This is a genomic window from Actinocrinis sp., from assembly GCF_035938995.1.
Taxonomy (GTDB): domain Bacteria; phylum Actinomycetota; class Actinomycetes; order Streptomycetales; family Catenulisporaceae; genus DASZGI01.
In genome coordinates this window covers 1-16,278 of record NZ_DASZGI010000301.1, presented here as the reverse complement: position 1 = coordinate 16,278, position 16,278 = coordinate 1, and the positions used below count along the sequence as shown (strand labels likewise).

Sequence of the window (16,278 nt, the reverse complement as noted above, 5' to 3'; positions counted from 1 at the left end):
CACTTCGCGCTCGTCCTGCCCGCACTGTTGCGCTGCCGCGACCGGGTGAAACATCCAAACTAAGATTTATGAAGATAGCCATAAGAGCGACGTGAAGACCGGGCTGCAAACCGTCGGACACCGGTGTACACCACACCCGGCGCGGCTGCCTAGAGTATCCGCGTGACCAGCAACGATCGCACCACAGCCACCGCCGGCCGGCCTATGGTCCTCGGATTCGGTACTTACGATACGAGGGTGCATCCGCGCGCCGGAATCGTCCTGGACGGGCTGGCCCGGCACGGTGCGCGAGTTTTCGAATGCGCCGAGCCCCTGCGGCTTTCGACCGCCCAGCGGGTCGCGATGCTGCGGCAGCCGTGGCGCCTGCCGCTGCTCGGCGGGCGGATGCTGGGCTGCTGGACGCGCCTGGCGGTGCGCGCGCGCAAGCACTCTCCCGATGCGGTCGTCGTCGGATACATGGGGCATTTCGATGTACATCTGGCCAAACTTCTGTTCCGCCGGACGCCGATCGTACTGGACCATTTGATCAGTGCCGGGGACACTGCGGCGGACCGGCGCGTCGGGGGGAGGGTGCGCGGCGCGCTGCTGCGGCGGCTCGACCGGGCCGCGCTGCGGGCGGCGGACATCGTGCTCGTCGATACGCGGGAACACGCCGACTTGATTCCGGCGGACCTGAGGGACAAAACGGTGGTCACTCCTGTCGGCGCTCCTCAGGCGTGGTTCGACGCCTCCCCTGCCACGGACCAGCCAGACCAGCCTACTGCCGACGGCGCGCGGGTTGGAGAGAGCCGGCTGCGCGTCGTGTTCTTCGGCTTGTACACGCCACTCCAGGGCGCGCCGGTCATCGGCGAGGCGCTCGGGCTGCTCGCGGACGAGCCGATCGAGGCGACGATGATCGGCGACGGCCAGGATCGGGCCGCGGTGCAACGCGTAGCCGGCCGGAACCCGAACGTGACCTGGCTCGACTGGGTCGAGGCCGAGGAACTGCCCGAAGTCGTCGCGCGACACGACGTCTGTCTCGGAATCTTCGGGACGACCTCGAAGGCGCTTCGGGTGGTACCGAACAAGGTCTATCAGGGGCTTGCCGCCGGGTGCGCCGTCGTCACCTCGGGAACCGGACCACAGCGCCGCGCGCTCGCGGACGCCGCGGTGTTCGTGCCGCCCGGTGACGCTAAGGCACTCGCCGAGGCCCTACGCTCTCTGGCGAACAACCCCGAGGAACTGGCGCGCCGACGTGCGGCCGGCCGCGAGTTGGCACAGCGGTGCTTCACAGCCGACGGCGTCACCGGCGAACTCGTCGAGCGGCTGCGCGCCCTGCCCGGACTGGAGGCCCTGACATGAGCCAGCAACCGCCTGCCGAGCAGGCCCGGACCGCTGAGCGGCGGCTGCCGCCGCTTTCGTTCAACGGCTGGCTCCGGTTCGACCTCGCGCGCCGGATGCTGCCCGCCGAACCGGGCACTCTTCTCGACGTGGGATGCGGCCAGGCGGCGCTCGGCATCCGGCTCGCGGCCCGCAACGGCTACCAGTACGTCGGGGTCGAGCCGGACGAGGCCTCGTACCGGATCGCGGCGCGGCGGCTCGCTAACGCCGGGATCGAAGGCGAGATCCGCCATGGCGACCTGTCCGTCGTCGATCCGGACGACCGGTTCGACGTGGTGTCCGCCTTCGAAGTGCTCGAACACATCGAGGACGACAAGGTGGCGCTCGACGCGTGGGCGCAGCGCGTGCGCCCCGGCGGCACCCTGCTCATCTCGACCCCGGCCCATCAGCGCCGATACGGAGTTCAAGACGAATTGGTCGGCCATTACCGCCGTTACGACCCTCGGGCGATGGAGGAATTGCTGAAGGCGGCGGGACTCACACAAGTCGAGGTCCGGCTGTACGGCATGCCCGCCGGATATGCCCTCGAGGCCGCGCGCAACGCCATCGGCCGCCGCCGCATCGCGGCCGTCAAGAACGAGTCCCTTCCCGAGCGCAGCCAGGGCAGCGGCCGGTTCATGCAGCCGAGCAGCGCGCTGGCCGGGCTCGTCACCGAGCTCGGGACTGCGCCGTTCCGGCAGATTCAGCGGGCGTTTCCGCGGACCGGTCCCACCCTCGTCGCGCGCGGCACGGTCTTCGAGGGCTGACGCACGGCACGCACGCGTCAGCCGGCCTTACGGAAGACGTACACGTCGTCCTGCTCGAACGCCTGCCGGTAGCCGTGTGCGAGCAGCCACGCCACGCGCGCCCGCAACTGGTCCTGCGTCAACGGGAACTCCGTTGCGAAGGTCTGGAGCACCACCCACTCGCGCAGATGCGGGGTCTGATCCAGCAACACGACGTTGGTGCGAGAGCTGAGATGCGTCGAGATGTTGTCGTCGGCCTCGACGCTCGCGCCATTCGGGATGATCGCCACCGCCGCTGTCTGCGCCCGTTGGAACGCGTTGCTCTGCCAGTCGCTCGGCCGAAGCGCCTGCCCGAGCGGGAAAGTGGTCCAGCTCGTCCACGCCGCGATCACTGCGACGGCCAGCGCCCACACCACCGCGGCGCGTCTTGCCAAATAAGCACGTCTCTCCGGCGCGAAGCCCGTCAGCCTGCGGACTGCGTCGACCGCCGCCAGAACGAGGATCGGCGCGAGAAAGGCGTTGTACTGCGGTCCGAGCCCCCAGTGCCCGGGATCGTTGGAGAATGCGCGCTCGGCCACCAGCGGCGCCGCGAGTAGCACCAGCGGCGAACCGAAGCACATCAGGAGCAGCGGCACCACCAACCACCAGAAGGTGCTGACCTTCACCGACGGTGTCGTCGCGACTTGCGCCGCGTAAGCCGGGTGCAGGATCACCCGCAGCACTGCGTCCTTCATGCTTGGCGTCGCGCTAAGGCGCGTCCAGTACCAGTAATAGTCGGAGCGTCCTCCCAACGCGGGAATCCAAAGGTGCAGCACGAGTTGAGCGACTGCGACGCCGCCGACGAGCAATCCAGCGCCGACCCACCGCTGTCGTCGCGCCCGGGAGCGGCCGAGCAGCACCACGAGGCCGAACATCGCGACGACATATCCGGCGTCTTCCTTAACCAGCAGCAGAACGCCAGCCGCGATCACCGCTTGGCGAAGCCTGCCCGCCTGATATCGCTCCAGCATCTGCGCGCAGAGCGGTACGAAGAAGCCGACCTCGTGAAACCCCGCCGCCGAGGCCTCCTGAAGCTCCCAGCTGATACCGAAGGCAAAGGCGACAAAGTAAGCCGCGACCACGCTGCTTAGGGAGCGTATGGTGAACAGCCACGCGAACGGCACGGCGCACGCGAACAGGGCAGCCTGCGCGAGGATCAAGACCTGTGGGTTGTTCCAGAGCCAATACAGCGGAGCGAGGACGGCCAGGATCGGCGAGAAATGGTCGCCGAGGATCGAGAACGCGTGCCCGTAGCCGGCGGTCACCTGGCCCGGGTTGTGCACATCCTTCATCTGGCTGATCGGCAAGCCGAAGCGGGAGTAGGCACGGATCGCCTGGTCGAAGATGACCAGGTCGTAGCCGCCGAGCCGGAACTGCCGGTACTGCTGGATACCGATCGCCGCCTGTGCGCCGCCGACACCGAGCGAGAGCAGGCCGACACCCCAGACGTGCCGCGACCGCAGCAGACGCCGGGCGCTCGCCCACCACCTCACCCGGTGGTCGGCGACGTCGTCGACGGCTGTGCGGACTGCCATGCGGCCGGATGGTACTCGACCGCTTCCGCGACATCGGCCCCGCGACCGCGGCGTGTCAGCGGCAGCGCCAGTACCGAGCCGATGCATACGATCATCAGCACGCCCGCGAGGACGTAGTAGTCACCGAGGAACAGCTCAGCGGCGTTCCAGTGCAGTTCAGCGCCGCCGTTGTGGGCCTGGAAGCGCAGCAGGCCGCCATCGCTCCACGGCACGGACGAGCTCCAGCCGCCCGACATCCGCAGCCGAACCGGCCATGCCGCGAAAAGTGCGACCGCCGCGACACCGAAACCGATCCGCGATCGGGCGCTGCGCAGCCACACGGCTTGGCGGCGCGGAAAGAGCAGGACGAGCGCGGGCACGGTGTAGACCCAGTGGTGCGTCCATGACACAGGCGACACGAGCAGCCCGGTTACCCCGCACACGATCAGGCCGAGCAGCTCGTCGCCGCGACGCGACGCGATGACCGCGACCGCCAATCCCGCCGCGCCGATCACCAAGGCGAGCGCGTCATAAAGCAGGTGCGCGGAGGAGCCGCCGTGCGTGATGCGCTGCGCGAAGCCGAACAGCGACTGGTTGACCAGCACGCTCGTGATCACGTCCGAGCGGAAGAGCTCGCCGTGAATCCAGTAGGCGGACGAGTCCGAAGGCGCAACGGCGAACCCCACGCCGACGGTTGCGGCGAAGGTGAACGCCGCGACGAGTGCGGCCCTGCGGCGTCCGCTGAAGAAGAGGTAGGGGACGAAGATCAGCGGCGTCAGCTTGATCCCGGCGGCCAGCCCGATGCCGATGCCCTTCCACGGCCGCCGATCCGCGAGCCGCAGGTCGAAGACGACCAGGCCCAGCAGGATTAGGTTGATCTGCCCGAACGACAGGGTGCGCTGGACCGGTTCGAGCCACAGCGCCGCCGCGCCGAGCATCAGCGCCGCCGCGAACCGGCCACCGGTCCCGGCCCTGACGCGGGCTATGCCCAGGCACGCGTAGCAGACCCCGACGACGAGGGCGATGCCGAGCGCGGTGAGACCGTACTTCCAGACGTCGAGCGCGAGCGGGGCCGCCGCCGCGAATCCGAGCGCGGCGAACGGGGAGTAGAGGTAGTCGAGCGGCGGGCTGCCGAACTTCGCGGTGTAGAGCTCGCCCGGCCGGGAGTGCAGAGCCTGACCCGCGTCGCGGTAGACGGTGGTGTCCGGCAACGTCCACAGCGGCCCAGGCACCGCGTGAACCATGACGATGTACCCGGCCACGGAGCCCGCGAGCAGCACGAACCCGACGACGATCGCGAATGTCCGCACAGCGCGGACATCGGCGGTCGAGAAGCGGCGGCGCGCGCGGCTTATCACCGGGTTACCGTACCAAGCGTGCCTTATCGCCCGGCCCAAGAGCGCGGAACGTTGCGGTAACGCCGCGAGGGTGGACACCCGTCCGGAGACGGATGCCCACCCGACCGCATCGCCATTGACGCGGGGCTGTCGCCGACCGGGTTACTGGATGGTGGTCGTGGTCAGCGCGGGAGTCGTGGCCGGGTAGCCGACCGTGTTCGCGTTGACAGTGAAGAAGAGCACCGACACGACCGCCGTGAAGGTCAGGCCGGGGTTGCTGTAGCTGGTCCCGGCCAGGGTGCTGACAACGGTCTGACCGGAGGCACCGGCCTTGAGGGTGAGCGTCAGCGTCGGGAGCGTGGCCGTCTGGCCGGCCGCGATCGGGCCGGGGATGGCGATCGTCACGACACCGCTGCTCTCCGACACGCTCGGCTTGCCGCTACCGAGGTTGCTGCCGCCGGTCAGCGAACTCGACACATAGGTCGAGTTCGAGGGCACCGGGATCTTCAGGTCGACGTTCTGGATCTGCTTGACCGTGTACCCGGAGGCGCTGGTGGGCACGGTGATCGAGCCGACGGACAGGGTGGCGTTGAAGTTCGCGCCGGAGGCCACGGTGCTCGGCGCGGAGCCGCTCACCTGCACGCCGAGCGTGAAGCTCGCGGTCTGGCCGACGGCCGTGGCCTGGAGGTTGTAGGTGACGGCCGTGGCAGCCTGCGCCGCGCTCACCGTGCCGAGCACGGGGAGCAGGGCGACCATGGCGGTGCCGAGCAGCCGGGAGAAATGACGGATGGTGGGGGACATCAATCCACCTCGAACCGTGTTTATCAGGGTATGTGGGTATGAGCCGGCTCGCCCGCCAGTCTAAAGCGAGAATCGCTCATGTCTACTGACGGGTAGCAAAAACCCTGAGACAACACGGAAAATTTGAGGAGCCGCACACCCGAACCGGTCTTCCGGCAATGCCGACGGCGGCGGATTCCCGATCCGCGATCGCCGGCGCCTCGGCCAATTTTCGAAGAACCCTGATAAATTCGCGGGGCGTGCTTTGCGCGGCACGGCGCCGCAATGAGACGGCGCCCGCAATGCCGCCCGGCGATCAGTCGAGCGGGAGGCCCGGCTCTTCCTCCGGCAGGTCGGTCGCGCGGAACGCGACCGGGGACTCCGGCCCCAGCGACAGCTCGGGGCCGGTGCGCGGGCGCGCGCTGTGGATCAGGATGCTGAGCCGACCCGGGGTGCGGCTGTCGAAGCCGAGCACGATGCCGACCCGGTGCGCCCCGACCAGAACCTCGTCGTACCGGTCGATCACCCCGGCTTTCTCGATCTCCACGTAGCCCAGATAGCCGACCCGGTCGATCCGGGTTCCCGGCGCGCTCTGGTCGGTGTCGGTGGTCACCAGCTCGTGGATGTCGCCCGTGCGGACGCACAGCCCGGCGGCCCGGTCCAGCTCGAGGCCGGCGTCCTCGACGCGACGCGCCAGGATCTTGACGAGGCTGCCCTCGACGCGACGCTTCACCGGAAGCAGCATGGCCATCGTCCTTTCCGTACCGCTCGCCCCGACTGGATAAGCAGATCATTACGCATTCGTCTCGGAGCCACGGCCGCGCCACGAATCATCGTCCCTCGAACGGCGCAGCGAATTGCGCCGCGCCCCGCCTGAAGAGGTGAACGAATCCCGCCTTCCGGGACTACCTCCCGCCTGACGGCACGGGTGTGCGATACGTCACGTGCGGCAGGCTGGCGCGGTGCACCCTGAACCGGCCCGGTGCGGCGTACGTGCTCCTCGCAGTGGACGGGCCTCGGCCGCGCCCCAGGATCCAGAATGCCCACCGCGAAGGAGAAAGCCCGATGTCAGAGCCCACCCGCCCCGCCGAGTCAATGCCCGACGCAGGCGCCGGCCCCGACACCCTCCCCGTCGTCAGTGCCGTGCCCGACGACGCGGTCCCGGCTGTCCTCCCGCTTGAGCGGCGCGCCGTGCTGCGTGTGGCCGGCGTCGCAGGGGTCGCCGGTCTGGCCGCCGTCGGCCTCGCGGCGTGCAGCAGTGCCGGCGACTCCGGCTCGGCGAACGGTTCCGCCAACGGCGGGACCGGCACCTCGGCCGCGCCAATGCCGTCCGACACCTCTGGCGGGATGGGCAGCGCCAGCGCGCAGGCCGGCGGATCCGGCTCAGGCACCGCGCTCGGCGCGACCTCGCAGATCCCGGTCGGTGGCGGCATGATCTTCGCCTCCCAGAAGATCGTCGTCACCCAGCCGACCGCGGGCACCTTCAAGGGCTTCAGCTCCACCTGCACCCACGCGGGCTGCCAGGTGAGCCAGGTTTCCGGCGGCACCATCGACTGCCCGTGCCACGGCAGCAAGTACAGCATCACCGACGGATCCGTGCAGGCGGGGCCAGCCCCGCAGCCGCTGCCCGCCGCCAACGTCACGGTGCAGGGCGGACAGCTGTTCCTCAAGAGCTGACCCATCCCCAGGACAAGCGCCGCCCTTCGGAATCACCCGGCCTTCGGGGTTAAACGGGGCGGCGGGGAGCCTCTTTCTCTCCGCCCCGTTTGACCCTGAAGAGCAAAAAGGGCGCTGCCACAGACTTCGGGCGCGGCCGCGGGATACCCCGCCACCCTGCCGCGGCCGCGCTCGGAGCGCTCCAGACCGATAGGGTTTCGCCTGACGAGGCGTCCGATGGCCTCGCGGAGCCGACGCGCTGGGGTGATGTTCACGGATGAGTAGCGGCTCAAGCGCCAGGGCGGTGGTGGCCGCGCTGGGCGCGAACCTGGCCATCGCCGCGTCCAAGCTGGTGGCGTTCGGGTTCAGCGGCTCCTCCTCGATGCTCGCCGAGGGCATCCATTCGGTGGCCGACTCGGGCAACCAGGTCCTGCTCCTGATCGGCGGCCGGAAGTCCGAACGCGAGCCGACCGAGGAACACCCCTTCGGTTACGGCCGCGAGCGGTACGTCTCCGGCTTCCTGGTCGCGGTCGTGCTGTTCAGCGTCGGCGGCCTGTTCGCGCTCTACGAGGGCTACCAGAAGATCAAGAGCCCCCACCCGCTGGAGAACCTCGCCTGGCCGCTCGGCGTGCTCGGCTTCGCACTCGTCGCCGAGAGCTTCTCCTTCCGCACGGCGATCAGCGCGGCGCGGCAGCTGCGCGGCCGGCAGAGCTGGGTCGGGTTCATCCGCCACGCGAAGGCTCCCGAGCTGCCGGTCGTGCTGCTCGAGGATTTCGGCGCGCTGATCGGCCTGCTGTTCGCGTTGATCGGCGTCGTACTCACCGCGGTCACGCACAGCGGGGTGTGGGACGGCGTGGCCACGCTGGCGATCGGGTTCCTGCTGGCCGGCGCCGCGGTGATTCTCGGCATCGAGACCAAGAGCCTGCTGCTGGGCGAGGGGGCGAGCGAGCAGCAGGTGCGCCGCATCTGCGCAGCGCTCGTCGACGGCGACGTCGTCACCTCAGTCATCCACATGCGCACGCTGCACCTCGGCCCGGACGAGTTGCTGGTGGCGGCGAAGATCGGGGTCGAGCACGACGACACGGCGGAACAGGTCGCGCGCGCGATCGACGCGGCGGAGGCACGGGTGCGCGCCGCCGTACCGATCGCGACGGTCATCTATCTGGAGCCGGACATCCGGCGCACCGTCGAGAAGACGCCAGCCGAGCCTGCACCCGACGACGCGGGCACGCCTCAAACGCCCTAACGGTCCGCCGATTCCCTAGGGCTACAGGCCGAAACTTAGACCTGAAGGCCGAACTGCGCGCGCTTGCCCTCAGGCACCAGGTCCAGATAGTCGGGGTGCTTGGCGATCCAGCCCTTGATGAAGGGGCAGTAGGGCAGCACGGCCAGCTTTTCTTCGCGGGCCGCGTCGAGGGCGGCGCGGGCGAGGATACTGCCCAGGCCCCGGCCTTCGAAGGCCGGATCGATCTCCGTGTGGGTGAACGCGATCGCGCTTTCGTTTCTGCTGTACTCCGCGAAACCGGCCAGCCGCTCGTCGACGAAGATCTCGAAGCGGTCCCGCTCGGGGGCATCTACGACTCGGGGTTCCATTCCGCCTCCTGTGCTCCCCATGGTCGCACGCCCGCGCCGTGCCTGCCGCTGGGAAGCACGGCGATGGTCTGGGGTTCTGGAGAGCAGAACTCACACTCGTGCGGCGCGTCGCCGTCCGGGGCGCCGTAGTGCCGCGCGGCACTCGACGCCGCATGCCGGGCGGGCACCCGCTCGTCCGCGAAATATACGGAGGTCCACAGCACACTGTTACTCATACCCGATCCCTGACTTCCTCGAGGTCCGAAGCGCCGCGAGAGCCGCGCGTGCGGCGCCGTCGCCGTTGCACACGGCGCCGCACGCGACCCGGTTCACGCGTCCGGGTCGGGAAGCCGGGCGAATCCCCGCCCGGCCGCGTCCGTCAGGTGGTCAGGCGGTCACCTCACGGCCGTCCTCGGCCCACATGGTGTGGAAGGTGCCTTCCTTGTCCACGCGCTTGTAGGTGTGCGCGCCGAACAGGTCGCGCAGACCCTGGATCAGCGCCGCCGGCAGCCGGTTGGCGCGCAGCGCGTCGTAGTAGGCGAGCGAGGAGGAGAACGCGGGGGTGGGGATTCCGGAGTTCGCGGCGTAGGCGACGACACGCCGCCACGCCTCCTGCCCGTCCGCCACCGCGTCGCGGAAGTACGGCGCGACGAGCAGAGACGGCAGCTTCGGGTCCGCGTCGTACGCCTGACGGATCCGGTCGAGGAAGCGGGCGCGGATGATGCAGCCGCCGCGCCAGATCGTCGCCATCGCGCCACGGTCGATGTCCCAGCCGTACTCGGCGCTCGCCGCGGCGATCTGGTCGAAGCCTTGGGCGTAGGCGACGACCTTAGATGCGTACAGCGCCTTACGTACGTCCTCCACGAAGCCGTCCGGGTCGTCGATCTTCGCCGCGGCCGGGCCGGGCAGCGCGCGCTGCGCCGCCTGCCGCTGCTCCGGGTGCGCCGACAGAGCACGCGCGAAGGTGGCCTCGGCGATGCCGGTGATCGGCACGCCGAGGTCGAGCGCGGACTGGACGGTCCACCGCCCGGTGCCCTTCTGCTCGGCCTGGTCGACGACCACGTCCACGAACGGCTTGCCGGTCTCGCCGTCGACGTGCGCGAGGACCTGGGCGGTGATCTCGATGAGGAACGACTCGAGGTCGCCCTCGTTCCACGCGGCGAAGATCTGCGACAGCTCCGCCGGGCTGCGCCCGAGGCCCTGGCGCAGCAGGTCGTACGCCTCGGCGATCAGCTGCATGTCGGCGTATTCGATGCCGTTGTGCACCATCTTCACGAAGTGGCCGGCGCCGTCCGGGCCGACGTGCACGCAGCAGGGGGTGCCGTCCACCTTCGCCGCGATGTCCTCGAAGAGCGGACCGAGCGCCTGGTACGACTCGGCGGACCCGCCCGGCATGATGCTCGGCCCGAGCAGCGCGCCCTCCTCTCCCCCAGACACTCCGGAGCCGACGAAGTGGATGCCGCGCTCGCGCAGCGCGGCCTCGCGGCGGCGGGTGTCGGCGAAGTGCGCGTTGCCGCAGTCGATGACGATGTCGCCGGGCTCGACCAGGGGTGCCAGCTCGTCGATCACGGCGTCGGTCGGGCCGCCCGCCTTCACCATGATCACGATGCGGCGGGGCCGTTCGAGCGCGGCGACGAAGTCGGACATGCTTTCGGCCGGCACGAACGTCCCCTCGTCACCGTGCTCGGTGATCAGCGCGTTAGTGCGCTCGACCGACCGGTTGTGCACGGCGACGGCGTGCCCGTGCCGGGCCAGATTCCGGGCGAGATTCCGGCCCATCACGGCCAGGCCGGTGACGCCGATCTCTGCCTTCGCTGCCATAGCTGCCTCCTGCTGCTGCCGTGTCGGGTTCAGCGGTGCTCACCCCAGTCTGGCGTCCCGCGCTGAACCGTCGCCAGTCAGCGACGTCCGATCATGATCACGCCGAGGGTCACCATCGTCGCGGCGATCAGCGCGTCGAGCACGCGCCAGGCGACGGGGCGGGCGAACACGCCGCGCAGCAGCCGCGCGCCGAAGCCGAGGCCGCTGAACCACAGCGCGCTGCCGGCCGCCGCGCCGACGCCGAACAGCCAGCGCCGTTCCCCGTAGCCGTTAGCGACCGAGCCGAGCAGGAGGACGGTGTCGAGGTACACGTGGGGGTTGAGCCAGGTGAGCGCGAGACAGGTGAGAACGGCCGTGCGCGGGCGATCGGCGGGCGCGGAGCGGTCCAGCGTGAGGCTCGACGGCCGTAGCGCGCGGCGTGCCGCGAGGGCTCCGTAGCAGAGCAGGAACATGCCGCCGATCCAGGCGACCGCGGTGAGCCCGGCCGGCCAGGCCTGGAGCGCGGCGCCGATCCCCGCGACGCCGCAGGCGATGAGCACCGCGTCGGAAGTGGCGCAGATAGCGACGATCGCGGGCACATTCTCGCGCCGGATGCCCTGGCGCAGCACGAAGGCGTTCTGAGCCCCGATGGCCACGATCAGCGACAGTCCGGTGCCGAGCCCCGCGGCCATCGTGAGGAGAGCGGTATCCACCCCTCGAGGCTAGGAATCAAAATCCCATGAGAACAGCTAAAGTTTCGTAGGTATCATTAGCAATTGTGATGCCGGAGCTTCCGTTGGACCAGGTCCGCACGCTGCTCGTGGCCGTGGACGAGGGGACGTTCGAAGCTGCCGCGCGGACCTTGCACGTGACACCCTCAGCGGTTAGCCAACGCGTTAAGGCCCTGGAGCAGCGTGTCGGGCGGGTGCTGCTCGTGCGCGCGAAGCCTGTGCGGCTCACCGAGTCGGGAGAGGTCGTCGTCCGCTTCGCCCGGCAGTTGGCCGCCCTCGAACGGGACGCGGCCGCCGAGCTCGGCCTGTCCGACCCAGGGACATCGAGCGCGGCACCTGCCACCGTGCCCATCGCGGTGAACGCCGACTCCCTCGCCACCTGGTTCCTTCCGGCCCTTGCCGACGTCTCGGCGCGCGCCGACCTCGAGGTCTGCTTCGACCTGCACCGCCAGGATCAGGACCATACGACGGTGCTGCTGCGGCAGGGCCTGGTCATGGCGGCCGTCACCTCGTCGCCGGAGCCGGTCCAGGGCTGCACCGTGCTCAGGCTGGGCCGGATGCGCTACCACGCGATGGCAGCGCCGTGGTTCGCCGAGCGGTGGTTGACGGACGGGCCACTCACACGCGTGCTCGGCGACGCCCCGGTCGTGGTGTTCGACCGGAAAGACGACCTCGAGGACCGCTTTCTGCGCCGACTCGCGGCGCGCCGGACCGGAACTGGGGCCGCGGGAACCGTGCGGCGGCACCACGTGCCCGCGTCGGAAGCGTACGTCGAGGCGATCGCCGCCGGCCTCGGCTGGGGCATGCTGCCCGAGGCTCAAGCGGCGCAGCGGCAGGAAGGCGAGCTGGTCCACCTCGCCCCGCAGCTGCCCATCGACGTGCCGCTCTACTGGCAGCAGTGGAAGCTGGACTCCCCGGCGCTCGCCGCAGTGGCGGAGGCGGTGGCCCGGACCGCTGAGACTGCGCTGACGTAAGTCGCTCCGCAGTCGCGCGACGATTCAGCCTGAATCAGTTCTCTGCGGGCGCCTCGAGCACCAGGCCCGGCGTGTTCTCCCACTGCGCCAGCCGGAAGATGCGGCGGAAGTAGGGCGAGAGCGAGTGCACTATCAGCGTCCGGTCACCGTGGGAGAGGTCGATCGCGGCGTCGACCACCGCGCGCAGCCCTTCCAGGCTGATGACCTGGAGCCCGCCGCAGTCGAGGTAGACGTCGCCCTCTTGTTCCGTCGCGGTGGTGCGCAGCGCCTCGCTGAAGAGGCGGACCTGCTGCGGCCCCAGATCGCCGCGGACGGTGAGCCCCGGCGGCTGCTCGGTGCGCAGCACCACGAGGCCTCCCGTGTCGACCACTTTGTGCATTTGAGCCGCCACCCTCGACTGGAGCCCTGAAGGCAGGGACACATCACCAGAACACGAACGCGGTACCCACCGTAGCGCGCGCTGACGGGGCGTGACCAGACCGTCTCGAATTGACGTCACAGGACGGGCGGATGGGACCTCTGTTGATAAATTTTCCGCAAAACCGGATCACTGATGGGTCACGTTTTGCCTCGCTCGGCGGCCCGGGCGATTAAGCTCACGACCCCCACCACCGGGAACATCGTCTTCATCGCGTCCCCGGTGGTAACAGCGCGCTACATCCGGCTGAATCGCTCCGCTGACACCGGGCGCCGGCTGGGCAGCCGCGCCAAGGACTGGGCCCCGCGTCGAGCGCCGTCGACGTGGGGTCCTTCTTTTCTCCAGCCCTTCTCCGAACTTACATGTGATCCACATCACGCGATCTTCCCGGCCCGTCATATACCATAGGGGGGTATGGTTTCCTGCAGACAGGGACGAGAACCCAGCCGCTGACGAGGAGGGAGCGCGGCCATGGCCGAACAGGGACACTGGCACGGCGACGTGCAGAGCCGGGGCTACACCGCCGCCAAGACCGACTATCTCAAGCGGCTGCGCCGAGTCGAGGGGCAGGTGCGCGGGCTCCAGCGCATGGTCGAGGAGGACGCCTACTGCATCGACGTCCTCACTCAGGTCTCCGCGGCGACCAAGGCGCTTCAAGCAGTCGCATTGGGGCTGCTGGAGGATCACCTCGAGCACTGTGTCGCGCAGGCGATATCCGAGGGCGGAGAGAACGCCGCGGCGAAGGTTCAGGAGGCCTCCGCCGCCATTGCCCGACTCGTTCGTTCGTAAGACAGGGAAGAGACCATGACCGACTCCGACGAGACGATCACCGCCGAGTACACCGTGAGCGGGATGAACTGCGGGCACTGCGTGTCCTCGGTCACCGAGGAGGTCGGCGCGCTGGGCGGCGTGCGCTCCGTCGAGGTGGACCTGCCGAGCGGGAAAGTCACCGTGACCAGCGCGGCCGCCCTCGACCGGGACGCGGTGCGCGCGGCGGTCTCCGAGGCCGGATACCAGCTGGTCGCCTAGAGCGCCCGTGGAGATTCGCCGAGAGTAATCGGCATAAGGGTTGTAGACACGATGACTGTACAAGGCGAGAACCGGGTCGAGCTGGCGATCAGCGGGATGACGTGTGCCTCGTGCGCGAGCCGCATCGAGCGCAAACTCAACCGACTCGACGGCGTGACCGCGACGGTGAATCTGGCTACCGAGCAGGCCACCGTCGTGTGTCCGGAGGATGTCAGCGCCAACGACCTCGTCGCCGTCGTCGAGGCCGCCGGCTACGGCGCCACGCCCTCCGCGCCGTCAACGCCGTCCGCATCCGCCACACCAGCCCCCGCATCGACCGACCGCGCCGACCACTCCCTCCTGCGTCTGGTCGTCAGCGCTTCCCTCGCCGCGCCCGTCCTCACCCTGTCCATGGTTCCCGCGCTTCAATTCCGCGGCTGGCAATGGTTCTCGCTGGTCCTCGCGACGCCGGTCACCCTGTGGGGTGGCTGGCAGTTCCACCGCGCCGCCGTGCTGAACCTGCGGCACCGCATGGCCACCATGGACACCCTGATCTCGCTGGGCACCCTCGCCGCGCTCACCTGGTCCTTGTACGCCCTCTTCTTCGGCGACGCCGGGACCCTCGGCATGCGGATGCCCTTCGAGTGGATCAGTCACCGCTCCGGCGGGTCGGAGATCTACCTCGAAGTCGCCTCAGCCGTCACCGTGTTCATCCTGGCCGGCCGGTACTTCGAGGCACGCGCCAAGCGGCGGTCCGGTGCCGCCCTGCGCGCCCTGCTCGAACTGGGCGTCAAGGACGTGGCGGTCCTGCGCAACGGCGTCGAGCACCGCATCCCCGTCGACCAGTTGCGGCGTGGCGACCTGTTCGTGGTGCGGCCCGGCGAGAAGGTCGCGACGGACGGTGTGGTGGTCGAGGGCGGGTCGGCGATCGACGCGGCATTACTCACCGGGGAATCGGTACCCGTCGAGGTCGGGCCCGGCGACGAGGTGACTGGCGCGACCGTCAACGTCGGCGGAAGGCTCGTGGTCCGCGCCACCCGGATCGGCGAGGAGACCAAGCTCGCGCAGATCGCCCGCCTCGTCGTCGCGGCGCAGACCGGTAAGGCGCAGGTCCAGCGGCTGGCCGACCGGATCTCAGCGGTGTTCGTCCCGGTGGTCGTCGCCTTGACCCTGGTGACCCTCGTCGGCTGGCTGCTCGCCGGGGCCGCGGCGACCGAGGCGTTCACCGCGGCGGTCGCCGTCCTCATCATCGCCTGTCCGTGCGCGCTCGGTCTCGCGACGCCGACCGCCCTGCTGGTCGGCACCGGGCGCGGCGCGCAACTCGGCATCCTGATCAAGGGCCCGGAAGTGCTCGAGTCGACGCGCCGGATCGACACGGTCGTGCTCGACAAGACCGGCACCGTGACCACCGGCGCGATGAGCCTCCTCGAACTGATCCCCATTCCCGGCGAGGACCCGACCGCCGCCCTTCGCATCGCCGCCGTCCTCGAATCAGCCTCCGAGCACCCCGTCGCGCGCGCGGTGACCGAGGCCGCCACCTCCTCGAACACGGTCTTCTCGAACCCCGCCTCCTCAAACACTCGCGCCGGCCTCCCTCCCGTCACCGACTTCGCCGCTCACCCCGGACTCGGGGTGTCCGGCCGGATCGAGGACCGCGACGTCCTCGTCGGCCGACCCGCCTTCCTCGCAGACACCTGGGGCGCCGACCTTCCACCAGCCCTGGATGAAGCTCGAGAGACCGCCGAGGCTGCCGGCCGCACCGTCTTGACCGTCGGGTGGGACGGCAAGGTGCGCGCACTGCTCGTGGTCGCCGACACCGTCAAGCCGACCTCCGCCGCGGCTGTCACGGCCCTGCGTGACCTCGGCCTGACTCCCATCCTGCTGACCGGCGACAATGCCGCCGCGGCCCGCGCGGTCGCCGACCAGGTCGGCATCGAGCAGGTCATCGCCCAGGTGCTTCCGGCCGGAAAGGTCGACGAGATCAAGCGCCTGCAAGACAGTGGCCGAGTGGTCGCCATGGTCGGCGACGGGGTCAACGACGCCGCCGCCCTCGCCCAGGCCGACCTGGGTCTGGCCATGGGCACCGGGACCGACGCGGCGATCGAGGCGGCCGACTTGACTCTGGTGCGCGGCGACCTGCGGGCCACCGCCGACGCGATCCGGCTGTCCCGGCGAACCCTCGCGACCATCAAAGGAAACCTGTTCTGGGCGTTGGCCTACAACGCCGCCGCAGTGCCACTCGCCGCCGCCGGCCTGCTCAATCCGCTGATAGCCGGGGCGGCGATGGCCATGTCAAGTGTCTTCGTGGTCTCCAACAGCCTGCGGCTGCGCCGCTTCCGCTGAC

Annotated in this window: 17 protein-coding genes; 8 read left to right on the top strand and 9 right to left on the bottom strand. The window is 69.6% G+C overall.

The genetic code is table 11. From position 1 onward, the window contains the following. Positions 1-237: 237 nt before the first annotated feature. Positions 238-1,341 carry a glycosyltransferase gene (locus VGZ32_RS20985; protein WP_326887830.1) on the top strand — a complete coding sequence of 368 codons (1,104 nt, stop codon included), beginning with the start codon at positions 238-240 and terminating at the stop codon, positions 1,339-1,341. Then, positions 1,338-2,126 (top strand): class I SAM-dependent methyltransferase, encoded by a 789-nt coding sequence (locus VGZ32_RS20980; protein WP_326887829.1) that lies wholly within the window; start codon positions 1,338-1,340, stop codon positions 2,124-2,126. Before VGZ32_RS20985 ends, VGZ32_RS20980 begins: the two co-directional genes overlap by 4 nt. 17 nt (positions 2,127-2,143) lie before the next feature. On the opposite strand, the gene VGZ32_RS20975 is transcribed toward VGZ32_RS20980, so the two are convergent. From VGZ32_RS20975 to VGZ32_RS20960, 4 genes are all read right to left on the bottom strand, one after another. Beyond that, complete coding sequence (locus VGZ32_RS20975) at positions 2,144-3,679, bottom strand: DUF2079 domain-containing protein (RefSeq protein ID WP_326887828.1); 1,536 nt, start codon at positions 3,677-3,679, stop codon at positions 2,144-2,146. Continuing rightward, positions 3,634-5,016 carry a glycosyltransferase 87 family protein gene (locus VGZ32_RS20970; protein WP_326887827.1) on the bottom strand — a complete coding sequence of 461 codons (1,383 nt, stop codon included), beginning with the start codon at positions 5,014-5,016 and terminating at the stop codon, positions 3,634-3,636. Before VGZ32_RS20970 ends, VGZ32_RS20975 begins: the two co-directional genes overlap by 46 nt. A 141-nt stretch (positions 5,017-5,157) precedes the next feature. Continuing rightward, positions 5,158-5,796 carry a hypothetical protein gene (locus VGZ32_RS20965; RefSeq protein ID WP_326887826.1) on the bottom strand — a complete coding sequence of 213 codons (639 nt, stop codon included), beginning with the start codon at positions 5,794-5,796 and terminating at the stop codon, positions 5,158-5,160. A gap of 295 nt (positions 5,797-6,091) precedes the next feature. Then, positions 6,092-6,520, bottom strand: coding sequence for a DUF6917 domain-containing protein (locus VGZ32_RS20960; protein WP_326887825.1), 429 nt, complete (start codon positions 6,518-6,520; stop codon positions 6,092-6,094). A gap of 320 nt (positions 6,521-6,840) precedes the next feature. On the opposite strand from VGZ32_RS20960, the gene VGZ32_RS20955 reads away from it, so the two are divergent. Together VGZ32_RS20955 and VGZ32_RS20950 are read left to right on the top strand one after the other, a co-directional pair. Continuing rightward, positions 6,841-7,452 carry a Rieske (2Fe-2S) protein gene (locus tag VGZ32_RS20955; protein ID WP_326887824.1) on the top strand — a complete coding sequence of 204 codons (612 nt, stop codon included), beginning with the start codon at positions 6,841-6,843 and terminating at the stop codon, positions 7,450-7,452. Between the two features lie 256 nt (positions 7,453-7,708). Beyond that, positions 7,709-8,677: a cation diffusion facilitator family transporter gene (locus VGZ32_RS20950; protein ID WP_326887823.1), complete on the top strand. Its 969-nt coding sequence runs from the start codon at positions 7,709-7,711 to the stop codon at positions 8,675-8,677. A 35-nt stretch (positions 8,678-8,712) separates the two neighbouring features. Here the strand turns inward: VGZ32_RS20950 and VGZ32_RS20945 are convergent, their stop codons facing one another. The 4 genes from VGZ32_RS20945 to VGZ32_RS20930 form a co-directional block, all read right to left on the bottom strand. Then, on the bottom strand, positions 8,713-9,024 hold the full coding sequence (locus tag VGZ32_RS20945) for a GNAT family N-acetyltransferase (RefSeq protein ID WP_326887822.1): 312 nt from the start codon (positions 9,022-9,024) through the stop codon (positions 8,713-8,715). Then, a complete protein-coding gene (locus VGZ32_RS20940; RefSeq protein ID WP_326887821.1) occupies positions 9,006-9,239 on the bottom strand; it encodes a hypothetical protein in 234 nt (77 codons plus the stop codon). The genes VGZ32_RS20945 and VGZ32_RS20940 overlap by 19 nt, the downstream gene beginning before the upstream one ends. Before the next feature lie 151 nt (positions 9,240-9,390). Continuing rightward, positions 9,391-10,824: an NADP-dependent phosphogluconate dehydrogenase gene (gndA, locus tag VGZ32_RS20935; protein WP_326887820.1), complete on the bottom strand. Its 1,434-nt coding sequence runs from the start codon at positions 10,822-10,824 to the stop codon at positions 9,391-9,393. Between the two features lie 77 nt (positions 10,825-10,901). Then, positions 10,902-11,516: a LysE/ArgO family amino acid transporter gene (locus VGZ32_RS20930; protein WP_326887819.1), complete on the bottom strand. Its 615-nt coding sequence runs from the start codon at positions 11,514-11,516 to the stop codon at positions 10,902-10,904. A gap of 65 nt (positions 11,517-11,581) precedes the next feature. Between VGZ32_RS20930 and VGZ32_RS20925 the strand changes: the two genes are divergently transcribed. Continuing rightward, positions 11,582-12,508, top strand: coding sequence for a LysR family transcriptional regulator ArgP (locus tag VGZ32_RS20925; protein ID WP_349263694.1), 927 nt, complete (start codon positions 11,582-11,584; stop codon positions 12,506-12,508). Between the two features lie 34 nt (positions 12,509-12,542). Here the strand turns inward: VGZ32_RS20925 and VGZ32_RS20920 are convergent, their stop codons facing one another. Continuing rightward, positions 12,543-12,878, bottom strand: a complete 336-nt coding sequence (locus tag VGZ32_RS20920) for an STAS domain-containing protein (RefSeq protein WP_326887817.1) — start codon at positions 12,876-12,878, stop codon at positions 12,543-12,545. A gap of 519 nt (positions 12,879-13,397) precedes the next feature. On the opposite strand from VGZ32_RS20920, the gene VGZ32_RS20915 reads away from it, so the two are divergent. The 3 genes from VGZ32_RS20915 to VGZ32_RS20905 are packed head-to-tail and all read left to right on the top strand — an operon-like array spanning position 13,398 to position 16,277. Then, positions 13,398-13,715 (top strand): metal-sensitive transcriptional regulator, encoded by a 318-nt coding sequence (locus tag VGZ32_RS20915; protein ID WP_326887816.1) that lies wholly within the window; start codon positions 13,398-13,400, stop codon positions 13,713-13,715. A 15-nt stretch (positions 13,716-13,730) separates the two neighbouring features. Further along, a complete protein-coding gene (locus tag VGZ32_RS20910; protein ID WP_326887815.1) occupies positions 13,731-13,955 on the top strand; it encodes a heavy-metal-associated domain-containing protein in 225 nt (74 codons plus the stop codon). Positions 13,956-14,006: 51 nt separating this feature from the next. Then, positions 14,007-16,277 (top strand): heavy metal translocating P-type ATPase, encoded by a 2,271-nt coding sequence (locus VGZ32_RS20905; RefSeq protein WP_326887814.1) that lies wholly within the window; start codon positions 14,007-14,009, stop codon positions 16,275-16,277. The last annotated feature ends 1 nt before the right edge of the window (position 16,278 follow it).

Bases quoted from the DNA above. Each gene is read 5' to 3' on its own strand.
- VGZ32_RS20980 (WP_326887829.1), top strand. From the start codon at position 1,338: ATGAGCCAGCAACCGCCTGCCGAGCAGGCCCGGACCGCTGAGCGGCGG.
- VGZ32_RS20975 (WP_326887828.1), bottom strand. From the start codon at position 3,679: ATGGCAGTCCGCACAGCCGTCGACGACGTCGCCGACCACCGGGTGAGG.
- VGZ32_RS20965 (WP_326887826.1), bottom strand. From the start codon at position 5,796: ATGTCCCCCACCATCCGTCATTTCTCCCGGCTGCTCGGCACCGCCATG.
- VGZ32_RS20960 (WP_326887825.1), bottom strand. From the start codon at position 6,520: ATGCTGCTTCCGGTGAAGCGTCGCGTCGAGGGCAGCCTCGTCAAGATC.
- VGZ32_RS20955 (WP_326887824.1), top strand. From the start codon at position 6,841: ATGTCAGAGCCCACCCGCCCCGCCGAGTCAATGCCCGACGCAGGCGCC.
- VGZ32_RS20950 (WP_326887823.1), top strand. From the start codon at position 7,709: ATGAGTAGCGGCTCAAGCGCCAGGGCGGTGGTGGCCGCGCTGGGCGCG.
- VGZ32_RS20945 (WP_326887822.1), bottom strand. From the start codon at position 9,024: ATGGAACCCCGAGTCGTAGATGCCCCCGAGCGGGACCGCTTCGAGATC.
- VGZ32_RS20940 (WP_326887821.1), bottom strand. From the start codon at position 9,239: ATGAGTAACAGTGTGCTGTGGACCTCCGTATATTTCGCGGACGAGCGG.
- gndA (WP_326887820.1), bottom strand. From the start codon at position 10,824: ATGGCAGCGAAGGCAGAGATCGGCGTCACCGGCCTGGCCGTGATGGGC.
- VGZ32_RS20915 (WP_326887816.1), top strand. From the start codon at position 13,398: ATGGCCGAACAGGGACACTGGCACGGCGACGTGCAGAGCCGGGGCTAC.
- VGZ32_RS20910 (WP_326887815.1), top strand. From the start codon at position 13,731: ATGACCGACTCCGACGAGACGATCACCGCCGAGTACACCGTGAGCGGG.
- VGZ32_RS20905 (WP_326887814.1), top strand. From the start codon at position 14,007: ATGACTGTACAAGGCGAGAACCGGGTCGAGCTGGCGATCAGCGGGATG.